Genomic DNA, 11,550 nt, shown 5'->3' on the forward strand with positions numbered 1-11,550 from the left:
AGAATACACATGGCAGCAAAAGACGTCGTGTTCGGCGGCGAAGCCCGCGCACGCATGGTTGAAGGCGTGAACATCCTGGCTAACGCCGTCAAGACCACCCTGGGCCCCAAGGGTCGTAACGTGGTTCTGGAGCGCTCGTTCGGCGCCCCCACCGTGACCAAGGACGGTGTGTCCGTGGCCAAGGAAATCGAACTCAAAGACAAGCTCATGAACATGGGCGCTCAGATGGTCAAGGAAGTCGCTTCCAAGACCTCTGACAACGCTGGTGACGGCACCACCACCGCGACCGTGCTGGCACAAGCCATCGTGCGCGAAGGCATGAAGTACGTGGCCGCCGGCATGAACCCGATGGACCTGAAGCGCGGCATCGACAAGGCTGTTGCAGCCCTGGTGATCGAGCTGAAGAAGGCTTCGAAGGCCACCACCACCTCCAAGGAAATCGCTCAGGTCGGCACCATCTCTGCCAACTCTGACGCTGACGTCGGCGGCATCATCGCTGAAGCCATGGACAAGGTCGGCAAGGAAGGCGTGATCACCGTTGAAGACGGCAAGAGCCTGAACAACGAGCTGGACGTCGTCGAAGGCATGCAGTTCGACCGCGGCTACCTGTCGCCCTACTTCATCAACAACCCCGAAAAGCAAGCCGCGATTCTGGACAACCCCTTCGTGCTGCTGTTCGACAAGAAGATCAGCAACATCCGCGACCTGCTGCCTACCCTGGAGCAAGTTGCCAAGGCTGGCCGTCCGCTGCTGATCATCGCTGAAGACGTCGATGGCGAAGCGCTGGCGACCCTGGTGGTCAACACCATCCGCGGCATCCTGAAGGTTGTGGCTGTGAAGGCACCTGGCTTCGGCGACCGTCGCAAGGCCATGCTGGAAGACATCGCCATCCTGACCGGTGGCAAGGTCATCGCTGAAGAAGTGGGCATGTCTTTGGACAAGGTCACGCTGGCAGACCTGGGTCAAGCCAAGCGCGTCGAAGTGGCCAAGGAAAACACCACCATCATCGACGGCGTCGGTGCTGCTGCTGACATCGAAGCACGCGTCAAGCAAATCCGCGTGCAGATCGAAGAAGCGACCAGCGACTACGATCGCGAGAAGATGCAAGAGCGCGTGGCCAAGCTGGCCGGCGGTGTTGCCGTGATCAAGGTTGGCGCTGCCACCGAAGTCGAAATGAAGGAAAAGAAGGCTCGCGTGGAAGACGCGCTGCACGCGACCCGCGCTGCCGTGGAAGAAGGCATCGTGGCGGGTGGTGGCGTGGCGCTTCTACGCGCCCAGCAAGCTGCTGGCGAAATCAAGGGCGACAACGCTGACCAAGACGCCGGCATCAAGCTGGTGTTGAAGGCCATCGAGGCGCCTCTGCGCGAAATCGTGGCCAACGCCGGTGGCGAGCCTTCCGTGGTCGTCAACGCCGTGCTGAACGGTTCGGGCAACTACGGCTTCAACGCTGCCAACGACACCTATGGCGACATGATCGAAATGGGTATCCTGGATCCCACGAAGGTGACCCGTACAGCGCTGCAAAACGCCGCTTCCGTGGCTTCGCTGATGCTGACCACCGAGTGCATGGTTGCAGAAGCTCCCAAGGATGACGCCCCCGTGGGTGGCATGCCTGACATGGGCGGCATGGGTGGTATGGGCGGCATGGGCATGTAATGCCTGCTGCTTGAGAACCTCTCAAGCCCAACAAAAAGGACCGCAGCGATGCGGTCCTTTTTTTATGCGCACGTGCTGGCTAAGCAATAAAAAAGGCTGCCTGATGGCAGCCTCTTTAGCGCAAGGTGCGCAGTGCTTATGCGCGGCCTTCGCGCACGAGCTTGTCGTGTGCGGCGGTATCTTCGGCCACGTGCTTGGCCACAAAGCGATAGATGTAAGCCAGCATGACAAACATGAAGGCGATCACGCCCAAGCTCATCAGGCCATAGTCAGTCGTCAGGAAATCCATCAGTGCGTGCATGTTTGCATCTCCATAGTGCGTTCTGCTGCTATGAAACTCCTGATTACCCCCTGGGGTTCTGATTTGAATCAAATTCGCGCGAGGGCACATTTGCCCCCGAGTGAAAGTTTGACGCGGCACAATGTTTGACCATGTCACCTCTTGACCTTGCCCCGTTTTCTCGCTGCGGCTGCCGTCTCAGCACCCGTTGGACCTGTCGTTGGTGGGCTGGCCTGGTGCTGTGGGCTGCCTGCATGCTGCCGGCGCAGGGCCAGGACTTGCCACGCCCTCGTATCGGGCTGGTGTTGTCGGGCGGCGGCGCCCGCGGCTTGGCCCACGTCGGGGTGCTCAAGGTGTTGGAGCGCGAGCGCATCCCGGTGGACGTCATTGCGGGCACCTCCATGGGCGCCATCGTCGGCGGCTTGTATGCCAGCGGTCTGTCGGCCAAAGAGGTCGAACGCGAGGTTGAAAAGCTGGATTGGGACAATGTGTTTGCCAGCCGGGTCGAGCGGCGCGAACTGTCCCAGCGCCGCAAGGAGCAGGATTTCGAGGTCTCGCCGCTGATCGAGGTGGGGATTGGCGCAGACGGTGTCAAGGCGCCGCTGGGCTCTTTGTCCAGCCGCATTCTGGAGTCGCATTTGCGCCGGCTGACCCTGTCTGCCAATCAGGTGCAGAGCTTTGACCAGTTGCCCACGCCGTTCAGAGCCGTGGCCACCGACATGGAAAGTGGGCAGGCTGTCATTCTGAAAGATGGGGATCTCGCCACCGCATTGCGTTCCAGCATGTCGGTGCCGGGCATTTTTGCGCCCATTGAGGTCGATGGACGCATCCTGGGTGATGGGGGCTTGGTCAACAACACGCCTGTCGATGTGGCGCGTGCCATGGGCGCCGAGCGGCTCATCGTGGTCAACATCGGCACGCCCTTGAGCAAGCGGGACACCCTGACCACGCTCATCGGCGTCACCGCGCAAATGATCAACATCCTGACGGAGCAAAACGTTCAGCAAAGCCTGAAGACGCTGAAGCCGGAGGACGTGCTGATCGCCCCGACGCTGGAGGGCTTGAGTTCGGCCGATTTCAACCGCGCCCGCGAGTTCATGGCACTGGGGGAATTGCAGGCCGAAGCCATGGTGCTGCGGATGCAGGATCTGAAGTTGAGTCCTGACGCGTACGCAGCTTGGAAAAAGCGCCGCCAGCAGCGACAACCTGAGCCGCCCAACTTGGAATTTGTGCGCTTTGAGGGCTCGGACGGCACGCACCCTGAAATGCGCGCTGACATGTTGCAAAGCCAGCCGGGCAAGGTGTTCAGCGTGACCGATGCCGAGCGCGACATCAATCTGTTGGCCGCGTCGGGTGACTACATGCGCACCGACTATCGCCTGGTCCGTACGCCGGGCGGCGGGCAAGGGTTGGTTTTTGATCTGGAAGACAAGCCCTGGGGCCCCAACTACCTGCAGATGGGGTTGGACTTCAGTGCCGACAACCGGGGGCGCAGTGCGTTCAACCTGAAATTGGTGCACAACCGCCATTGGCTGGATGCGGCGGGCAGCGAGTGGCGCAACATCGTCCGCTTGGGCTCATCGCCGTTGTTTGGAACGGAGTTGTACCGACCGATGAGTTGGCAATTGCCGGATGGCTTGAGCGGGTTCGTGGCCGCCTCGGCTGTGAGCAAAGTGCAGACCTTCGACTACTACCGCAACTCATCCTCGGTTGAGGATGCCCGGGTCCAGCGCAGCGAAATGGGCTTGATGCTGGATGCGGGCTTCAATTGGCGGGAGCTGGGTGAGTTGCGCCTGGGTTATCAGGAGCAAAGCCGCAGTGATGCGCCGTCCTTGGCCACCCCTGACTATCGGCTGTACCGGGGGGCTGAGAACCTGACCGAGAAATGGCACGAGCGAGGATGGCGCCTCAACGCCGTGTTTGACCAGATGGACCATGCCTACTTCCCGACCTCCGGGTGGCGGGTGGATGGTCAGTATTTCGTGGGGCACAGCAAGCCCAGAGGCGGCACTGACACGCCCTTCGGGTTCATCAAAACCTTTGAAATGCAGGCCCAGGGGGTGCGCTCGTGGGGGCGGCATACCCTGGAGGTGTATGGCCGTGTGGGCTTGTCCGAAGGGGCGCAGCCCAGCGTGCCACGCTTTGGCCTGGGCGGCTTCCAGCAATTGTCGGGCTATTCGCCGTACCAGATCAGTGGGCCGCAAGTGGGCCTGCTGCGACTCGACTACCGTGTTCGTCTGGCTGACATGCCCTTGACCCGTGGCCTGTACCTCGGTGCCAGCGGTGAAGTGGGCAATGCCTGGGAGCGTGCCCGTGACCTCATGCACGGTGGCAAGAAGACCGGGATGAGCTTGTACCTGGGCGCGGACACCGCCTTGGGGCCGGTTTACTTGGCTGTGGTCAACAGCCCGCAGGTCGGCTCGACGGTGATGCTGTTTGTCGGGCGGCCTTGAAAGGGCAGCCCGCCCGTGGCCTGCGTCAGACGCGGCTGAGCGCCTGGCCGACCGTGGCGCGCAGGTGATCCAGAACGTGCTGGCTGATCTTGCCCAGTGGCAGCACTTCATCCACCGCCCCGGCGGCGATGGCCTCACGCGGCATGCCGAACACCACGCAGGTGGCCTCGTCTTGTGCCACGCAGTAGGCGCCGGCGTCGTGCATTTCGCGCATGGCCCGGGCACCGTCCGCACCCATGCCCGTCAGCATGATGCCGATGGCGTTCGGGCCCACCACCCGTGCGGCTGACTTGAACAGCACTTCCACGCTGGGCTTGTGACGGTTGACGGGGTCCCCATCCTGCACCCGGGCAATGTAGTTGGCACCTGAGCGCTCCACGCTCAGGTGCATGCCACCCGGCGCGATGTAGGCGTGACCCGGCAGAATCCGCTCACCGTCACTCGCTTCGTTGACGCTGATCTTGCACAGGCCGTTGAGGCGTGCTGCGTAATTGCGGGTGAAGCCCGGCGGCATATGCTGGGTGATGACCACGGCCGGGGCGTCAGCGGGCAGGGTCATCAGCACTTCCTTGGTGGCCTCGGTGCCACCGGTGGACGCGCCAATGAAAATGATCTTTTCGGTGGACAGGCGACCCAAGCTGTAGGCCCCGGTCTGCAAGGGGCGGGAGGGGGCTGCCGCAGCGGATGTACCCGACGTTGCCGAACTGGCTGTGGTGCGGGTGCTGCTGACCGTGCTGGCGGCAGGTGCAGGGGCACCGGGCACGTGCAGGCGATGAATGCGCGCCTTCGAGGCCACGCGAATCTTGTCCGTGATGTCGTCCGACAACTGGCGCAAGCCATCCGCCACGCCAATTTTGGGTTTGGCCACGAAATCAATGGCCCCCAATTCCAGCGCCTTGAGGGTGACCTCGGCGCCGCGCTCGGTCAGCGTCGACACCACCACCACCGGCATGGGGCGCAGTCGCATCAGCTTCGACAAGAAGTCGATGCCGTCCATCTTGGGCATTTCCACATCCAGCGTGATGACATCTGGATTGAGGTTGCGAATCATCTCCCGCGCCACGAGCGGGTCGCTGGCGGCGCCGATGCACTCCATGTCGGGTTGATGATTGATGATTTCGGTCAGCATGCTGCGCACCAGCGCCGAATCGTCCACCACCACCACGCGAATCTTGGGCATATTGTTCTCCGCCTGTTAGAACAGGTCGATCGAGCCACCGCCAGTTGCTGCGGGGACCACTTTTTGTGCAGCCATGCGTTCCTGCTGAACGATGGCGTCCGGATTGGTTGGAGCCAGGCGCTTGACCATGGCTTTGCCACTGAAAGGCAGGAAACACACTTTGCGCGGGTAGATTTCCAGGACGTCCTTGGAAACCACCGGGATGCGTTCTGTTTTCAGATAGTCCATCACGAAGGCCGTGTTGCGTTCGCCCACGTTGATGCTGTTCATGCCGCTGATCACCGCGCCCCCGCCGAAGACCTTGGCCTCCATGGTCATGCGAGAGGCGCCCATCTTCATCATTTCGTTGATCAGCAGTTCCATGGCGTACGAGCCGTAGCGACCCGAATCGCTGCTGCCGCCACCGTTGTCGGGCAACATGAAGTGATTCATGCCCCCCACCTTGGCCTGACGGTCCCACAGGCACACGGCAATGCACGAGCCCAGGGTGGTCATGATCAGCAGGTCTTCGTTGTAGACGAAGTACTCGCCCGGCAAGATCTTGACGGCCTCGGACTTGAAATGGGCGTCGTAAAAGAAGAAGGATGCTTCACCGGGCTTGGCGATGCGCGATTTCAGGCGCATCAACCGATCTGTCTTGGGCGAAGGGCTGCTTGCCAGTGCGGCGGTGGCCGACGCCAGGTTCGGCGAACCAGGCTTGGCACCCATGGGGGACGTGCTGCTTATCATCAGTAGATCCTTGTGCGGCGCCGCGATCAAACTCGGTCATAGACCGTCTTGCCCTTGAGCAAGAACAGGTCACGTGACTCGGTGAAGTTTTCAGAGTGGCCTACAAACAGCAGACCCTTGGGCTTCATCACTGCATGGATATGTTCTAGCACCTTGCGCTGTGTTGGTGCATCGAAATAAATCATCACATTGCGGCAGAAGACCACATCGAAGGGTTCGCCGAGCTGCCAACTGGGCTGCATCAGGTTGAAGGGGCGGAACTCGATCATCTTGGTGAGTTCCGGCTTCACGCGGATGCTGCCTTCGTTGGCGCCCTTGCCGCGCAGGAAGAAACGATGCAAGCGCTGGGGCGTCAGCCCGCGAGAGCTGGCGTCATAGACCGCACGGGATGCCGTGGCCAGCACATTGGTGTCGATGTCGCTGGCCAGAATCTTGACGGGCGCGTGCGAGCCCAGACTCTCGACCACGGTCATGGCCAACGAGTAGGGCTCTTCGCCGGTGGAGGCCGCACAGCACCAGATCCGGGTGGGCTGCGACCCGCGCGCCTTGAGCCAATCCGCCAAGGCGTGAAAGTGGTGTTCTTCGCGGAAGAAAGACGTCAGGTTGGTGGTCAGGCAGTTGACGAACTCCTGCCACTCCTGTTGCGCCTGAGGGCCGGAGCCGTTTTCCAGCCATTTCAGATAACTCTCAAACGACAGGTGCGAGGTCTCGCGCAGGCGTCGAGACAGGCGACTGTAGACCATCGCCTGTTTGCCTTCGTGAAGACTGATGCCCGCGCGCTCATAGATGAGCGCACGCACACGAGCAAAGTCTCGGGCGTGGAATTCAAATTCGCGATCGGCCACAGCTGTATTCATGACGAGGTGCAATCTGTGCGGGAAACCCGTAGCGATACCGCCCAAAACCGGGTGGCACATTCAGCTTATCGGTCGTTAGTCTGAAGACCTTGAGCCTGCCTGTGACCGTAATAACCCAATGTTGCGATTTGCCTAGGGAAAGTCCGGCATATCGACGGATGGGCTGGTATTGCACTGCTAGACTTGTAACCAACTCGCTTCTTTTGCCTGGAGCATTGCCATCTCGTCCACCACTTTGACCCTCTCTGGCGACGCGTCCGACCTGGTCGGACCTTGTGGCCTGCGCCTCGAAAAAGCGCTCAGTCTGTTGGAGCAGGCCGGATGGGTGGTGCCCACGGATCTGGTGCCGGACAGCGCGCCCTGGCTGCAATGGATCGTGGACGGGTTGTGCGACCTGTCCAGCCGCGATGCGTTGACGGGCCTGGCCAATCGACGTCAGTTTGAGGCGGCGATTGCCCGCGAACTGGACCGTGTGGCCCGGATCGGCGAGCCGGCGCTGCTGCTGGTGGCCGACATCGATCACTTCAAGCGCATCAACGACTCGTTTGGCCATGCCGCCGGTGATGTGGTCATTCGCTCAGTGGCGTCCGTGCTTCAAGAATGCGTGCGGCCCATGGATCTGGTGGCACGCGTTGGTGGCGAGGAATTCGCCATCATCCTACCCAACTGCCCCCATGTTTTCGGACAAACGGTGGCGGAGCGGATTCGCCAGCGCGTGGCGGCCACGCCTGTGGCCGTGATCGGTGGGCAGCAAATCACCGTCACGGTCAGCATTGGCGGCGCTTTTGCCCCGCAATGGGTGCGCTCGTCGCCGGCTTTGTGGTCCGAGCGTGCGGATCAGCAGTTGTATCGTGCCAAGTCCGAAGGGCGAAATCGCGCCTGTCTGGACATGCCGCCGCTGACGGTCGTGAGCGCGGAAGAAAAAAGCCTGCTTTTCGCGGGTGTTGGTCCATCCGATGAGAATTCGGACTCAGGTTTTGGCGAGTTTGTGCCGAATAACACCCCATGATGGCGCCTATGTCTGTTTCCGACTCCACAACCTCTCCAGCATCTGCCCGTCTTGCGCGCACGGTGGCCATCACCAGCGGCAAGGGCGGCGTGGGCAAGACGTTTTTCAGTGCCAACCTGGCGGCAGCCTTGAGTCGTCAAGGCCTGAAGGTGTTGGTGCTGGATGCCGATTTGGGTCTGGCCAATCTGGATGTGGTGCTGAACCTGTATCCCAAGATCACGCTGCACGATGTGTTCACCGGCAAGGCGCAGTTGGAAGAAGCCATTCTTCCTGCGCCGGGTGGGTTTTCTGTGCTGCTGGCCGGTTCTGGCCTGGTGGAGTATTCCCGTCTGACGCCGGAAGTGCGCGATCAACTGTTCACGATTTTTGAACAGGTCAAGCCGCGTTTTGACGTGGTGCTGATCGACACCGGGGCCGGTATCTCTGATGTGGTGCTGTACGCCGTGTCGATGGCCCATGAGGTGGTCGTGGTGGCCACCCCTGAGCCCACGTCGATGACCGATGCCTACGCCACCATCAAGGTGCTGTCTGCTCAGCAAGCGCGCGAAAGCCTCAATCTGGTGGTCAATCAAGTGGCTCGCCAGGGCGATGGCCGTACCATTTGCCAGCAACTGCAGCAGGTGGTGGAGCGTTTTGTGGTGGGGGCCAACGGCTCGGCACCACGTTTGAACTTCCTGGGTGACATCCCTCTGGACACCAGCGTGCGTGAGGCCGTTCGCAAGCGTCAACTCCTGCTGGAGTTGCACCCGGGCAGTCCCGCAGCACAAGGCGTGGTTCAAATTGCCACCCGTCTGCTCTCCAGAGCGTGATGAGCGTGCGCTGACAAGGTCTTGTCGGGTGCGCTACAGTGCCGCACCATGACCGAAGCGACCGAAGACACAACCGATCAAGCCGTCACCGCCTATGCTTTGCTGGGTGGTGAAGCGCGCGTGCGCGAACTGGTGGACCGCTTTTACGATCTGATGGATCTGGAGCCCGAGTACACCGAGTTGCGTGCGGCCCATGGCACCACGCTGGACGAGGCCCGCGACAAGCTGTTCTGGTTCCTGAGCGGCTGGCTGGGTGGTCCCAATCTGTACATCGAACGGTTTGGGCACCCGCGTCTGCGGGCGCGCCATTTGCCGTTTTCGATTGGTATCAAAGAGCGAGATCAGTGGGTGAACTGCATGTCGCAGGCCATGATCGAGGTGAACGTGCCTGCCACCCTGAAGGTGCGCCTGGATCAGGCCTTCATGCAGACGGCCGACTGGATGCGCAACCGCAACGACATCTGACGCCGCCTCAGTGCGGCGCACGGCGGCGGCGTGCCGCTGCACCCAGGCCGACCAGCCCCAAGCCCATCAGCGCTGCGGTGCTGTTTTCCGGGACGGCTGTGGCCAGGCGCACGGCGCCCACGTAGTAAGACGCATCGCTGCCGACAAAGGTAAACGACTTGCCCGTCAGGGCTTGGGTCAGGCTGCCGCCAGGCAGCGTGTAATCCATCTCGTCCACGATCACGTGCACGGCTTGCGTGCTGGCCAAGGCCTGGCCATTCACGTCAAACAACTGGAATCCGATCACCGTGGCCTTGGATGAAAACGCAAAGGTGAGGTACTCCTGCGCGTCCACAGCCGTGTCTGTGCCGAGAGTGCCGGTGCTGGACTGCCCCAATACGCCCAGACCCTGGCGTGCGGTGATCAGCGATTGCGAGGTCAGGCTATTGGCGGCGGCTGCATCAAAACCGTAGGCTGCAAAGGTGCCCGCGTATTGCGAGGTGAACTGCAAACCGCTGGCGCAGACATTGGTGCCCGAGCACAGGTCGCTGGAGTACAGCACGGTGCCGGTCTGGGTGGGAATGTCGGCGGTGCCAGGGGTATAAAACCGAACTTCCTCATAGGTGCCGGAGGCATCGGTCACGATGCCATTGGCCGCCTGCGCCACAGGCAGCACTGCCATCAGCAGGGCGGCACAGGTCAGGCGTTGGAAGAAGGAGGGGGGTAACATGGCTGGCGTTGGATGCAAGGTGTATCCAACTGTAGAGGCGGCCGCAGCCTTTGGCTAGCCCTCAAACGGAGGGCTAGCCCCCGGTTTTCCCCGGCTTCAGCAACACGACCAAAGCGCCGACACCGCCTTCGTCCGCGCGTGCCTGAACAAAGGCCAGCACGCGGTCGCTTTGAACCAGCCAGCGCTTGGTTTTGTCTTTGAGCACGGGCTGACGCCCCGGTGAGCCCAGACCTTTGCCGTGCACGACGCGCACGCAGCGCCACCCGCGCACTTGCGCGTCTCGCAAAAACTGGCTCAAGGCATCGCGGGCCTCGTCGGTGCGCAGGCCATGCAGGTCGAGCTCACCTTGCAGCGCCCAGACACCGCGCCGCAGCTTGCGCACCACGTCAATGCCGAGCTCAGGGCGTCGCCATGACAGTGATTCGTCGGTTTCCAGCAGGCTTTCGACGTCGAACTCGTCGGAGAGGGATTCGCGCAGTACGGCCTGCTCATCGGCTTGTCGGCGTGCTGGCACGGGGCGCGGGCGGTTGGGCGTGTGGTGGATGCGGTCGGTATCGGGGATCGCATGCACCTGGCCGACCATGCGCTTGAACAGCGCACCATCGACTTGGGCGGCTTCCTTGCGTGCCTTCTCGGCGCGTTCTTGCGCAGCACGTTCAGCCGCTTCCTTGGCAGCTTTGGTCAATGCGCGCTTGAGGTCGGCGAAGTCGCGCAGGGGGGTGTTGGCGGGTGACTTGTTGGCTCGGCTCACGGCGGCAAGCCTACAACACAAAATGCCTTGTTTCAGAGCAGCCCGCGCTCTGCAAACGACAGGGCACCGCATCTCCCTACGACCATGTGGTCCAGCACCCGTATATCTACCAATGCCAGACTGCTCTTGAGGGTCTGCGTCAGCAGCTCATCGGCCCGGGAGGGTTCCAGCAAGCCGGAGGGGTGGTTGTGGGCGAGGATGAGGCTGGCGGCATTGAGTTCCAGCGCCCGCTTGAGGACCTCACGGGGGTAGACGCTGGTTTGCGTCAAGGTGCCCCGAAACAGCTCTTCGCAGGCGATCAGGCGGTGTTGGGCGTCCAGAAACAGCACGGCGAACACTTCATGGGGCAAGGCGCCCAGCCGCATCTGCAGATAGTCTTTGACCAGTTGGGGGGATGAAAACACGGGCTCGGTGCGCAGCCCGCCCGATAGGCTGCGGCGCGCCATTTCCATCACGGCCAGCAACTCGGCCTGCTTGGCGGGGCCCAGACCTTTCATCCGTCGCAGTTGCGCGGGCTGGGCAGACAACAGCCCCCCGATGCCGCCCAAGTCGGTGAGCACCTTTTCGGCCAATTGCAGCACGCCCAGCCCTTTCATGCCGGTGCGCAGCAGCAGGGCCAGCAGTTCAGCGTCAGCCAGGGCGCTGGCGCCGT

12 protein-coding genes are annotated in these 11,550 nt (G+C 61.9%); 5 read left to right on the plus strand and 7 right to left on the minus strand.

Going from position 1 to position 11,550, the window contains the following annotated elements:
• The first annotated feature begins 9 nt into the window (after positions 1-9).
• A complete protein-coding gene (gene groL / locus ACMV18_RS10940) occupies positions 10-1,656 on the plus strand; it encodes a chaperonin GroEL (RefSeq protein ID WP_420817870.1) in 1,647 nt (548 codons plus the stop codon).
• Positions 1,657-1,792: 136 nt separating this feature from the next.
• Here the strand turns inward: groL and ACMV18_RS10945 are convergent, their stop codons facing one another.
• Entirely contained in the window at positions 1,793-1,957 is a 165-nt protein-coding gene (locus ACMV18_RS10945) for a DUF3149 domain-containing protein (RefSeq protein WP_374256892.1), read from the minus strand.
• A gap of 131 nt (positions 1,958-2,088) precedes the next feature.
• Between ACMV18_RS10945 and ACMV18_RS10950 the strand changes: the two genes are divergently transcribed.
• A complete protein-coding gene (locus tag ACMV18_RS10950) occupies positions 2,089-4,389 on the plus strand; it encodes a patatin-like phospholipase family protein (RefSeq protein ID WP_420817871.1) in 2,301 nt (766 codons plus the stop codon).
• A gap of 25 nt (positions 4,390-4,414) precedes the next feature.
• Here ACMV18_RS10950 and ACMV18_RS10955 read toward each other — a convergent pair whose 3' ends face one another.
• Genes ACMV18_RS10955 through ACMV18_RS10965 form a run of 3 tightly spaced genes read right to left on the minus strand, consistent with a single transcriptional unit; the run spans position 4,415 to position 7,155 of the window.
• Complete coding sequence (locus tag ACMV18_RS10955) at positions 4,415-5,569, minus strand: protein-glutamate methylesterase/protein-glutamine glutaminase (protein WP_420817872.1); 1,155 nt, start codon at positions 5,567-5,569, stop codon at positions 4,415-4,417.
• 15 nt (positions 5,570-5,584) lie between these two features.
• Positions 5,585-6,298, minus strand: a complete 714-nt coding sequence (gene cheD / locus ACMV18_RS10960) for a chemoreceptor glutamine deamidase CheD (protein ID WP_420817873.1) — start codon at positions 6,296-6,298, stop codon at positions 5,585-5,587.
• A 26-nt stretch (positions 6,299-6,324) separates the two neighbouring features.
• Positions 6,325-7,155 carry a CheR family methyltransferase gene (locus ACMV18_RS10965; RefSeq protein WP_374256887.1) on the minus strand — a complete coding sequence of 277 codons (831 nt, stop codon included), beginning with the start codon at positions 7,153-7,155 and terminating at the stop codon, positions 6,325-6,327.
• A gap of 235 nt (positions 7,156-7,390) precedes the next feature.
• Here ACMV18_RS10965 and ACMV18_RS10970 point away from each other — a divergent pair, with 235 nt between their 5' ends.
• Genes ACMV18_RS10970 through ACMV18_RS10980 form a run of 3 tightly spaced genes read left to right on the plus strand, consistent with a single transcriptional unit; the run spans position 7,391 to position 9,438 of the window.
• Complete coding sequence (locus ACMV18_RS10970; protein ID WP_420817874.1) at positions 7,391-8,164, plus strand: GGDEF domain-containing protein; 774 nt, start codon at positions 7,391-7,393, stop codon at positions 8,162-8,164.
• Positions 8,165-8,172: 8 nt separating this feature from the next.
• Positions 8,173-8,973: a MinD/ParA family protein gene (locus ACMV18_RS10975; RefSeq protein WP_374256884.1), complete on the plus strand. Its 801-nt coding sequence runs from the start codon at positions 8,173-8,175 to the stop codon at positions 8,971-8,973.
• A 48-nt stretch (positions 8,974-9,021) separates the two neighbouring features.
• Positions 9,022-9,438: a group II truncated hemoglobin gene (locus ACMV18_RS10980; RefSeq protein WP_374256883.1), complete on the plus strand. Its 417-nt coding sequence runs from the start codon at positions 9,022-9,024 to the stop codon at positions 9,436-9,438.
• A 7-nt stretch (positions 9,439-9,445) separates the two neighbouring features.
• Here the strand turns inward: ACMV18_RS10980 and ACMV18_RS10985 are convergent, their stop codons facing one another.
• The 3 genes from ACMV18_RS10985 to radC form a co-directional block, all read right to left on the minus strand.
• A complete protein-coding gene (locus ACMV18_RS10985; RefSeq protein WP_374256882.1) occupies positions 9,446-10,147 on the minus strand; it encodes a PEP-CTERM sorting domain-containing protein in 702 nt (233 codons plus the stop codon).
• Positions 10,148-10,220: 73 nt separating this feature from the next.
• Positions 10,221-10,898 carry a Smr/MutS family protein gene (locus ACMV18_RS10990; RefSeq protein ID WP_420817875.1) on the minus strand — a complete coding sequence of 226 codons (678 nt, stop codon included), beginning with the start codon at positions 10,896-10,898 and terminating at the stop codon, positions 10,221-10,223.
• Positions 10,899-10,930: 32 nt separating this feature from the next.
• Positions 10,931-11,550: RadC family protein (radC, locus tag ACMV18_RS10995; protein WP_420817876.1), on the minus strand; the 620-nt coding region annotated here is incomplete at its 5' end.

Source organism: Aquabacterium sp. (assembly GCF_048860245.1).
GTDB lineage: Bacteria > Pseudomonadota > Gammaproteobacteria > Burkholderiales > Burkholderiaceae_C > Aquabacterium.

Coding starts and splice junctions, on each gene's coding strand:
- ACMV18_RS10945 (WP_374256892.1), bottom strand. CDS start 1,957: ATGCACGCACTGATGGATTTCCTGACGACTGACTATGGCCTGATGAGC.
- ACMV18_RS10980 (WP_374256883.1), top strand. CDS start 9,022: ATGACCGAAGCGACCGAAGACACAACCGATCAAGCCGTCACCGCCTAT.
- groL (WP_420817870.1), top strand. CDS start 10: ATGGCAGCAAAAGACGTCGTGTTCGGCGGCGAAGCCCGCGCACGCATG.
- cheD (WP_420817873.1), bottom strand. CDS start 6,298: ATGATAAGCAGCACGTCCCCCATGGGTGCCAAGCCTGGTTCGCCGAAC.
- ACMV18_RS10985 (WP_374256882.1), bottom strand. CDS start 10,147: ATGTTACCCCCCTCCTTCTTCCAACGCCTGACCTGTGCCGCCCTGCTG.
- ACMV18_RS10965 (WP_374256887.1), bottom strand. CDS start 7,155: ATGAATACAGCTGTGGCCGATCGCGAATTTGAATTCCACGCCCGAGAC.
- ACMV18_RS10975 (WP_374256884.1), top strand. CDS start 8,173: ATGTCTGTTTCCGACTCCACAACCTCTCCAGCATCTGCCCGTCTTGCG.
- ACMV18_RS10955 (WP_420817872.1), bottom strand. CDS start 5,569: ATGCCCAAGATTCGCGTGGTGGTGGTGGACGATTCGGCGCTGGTGCGC.
- ACMV18_RS10950 (WP_420817871.1), top strand. CDS start 2,089: ATGTCACCTCTTGACCTTGCCCCGTTTTCTCGCTGCGGCTGCCGTCTC.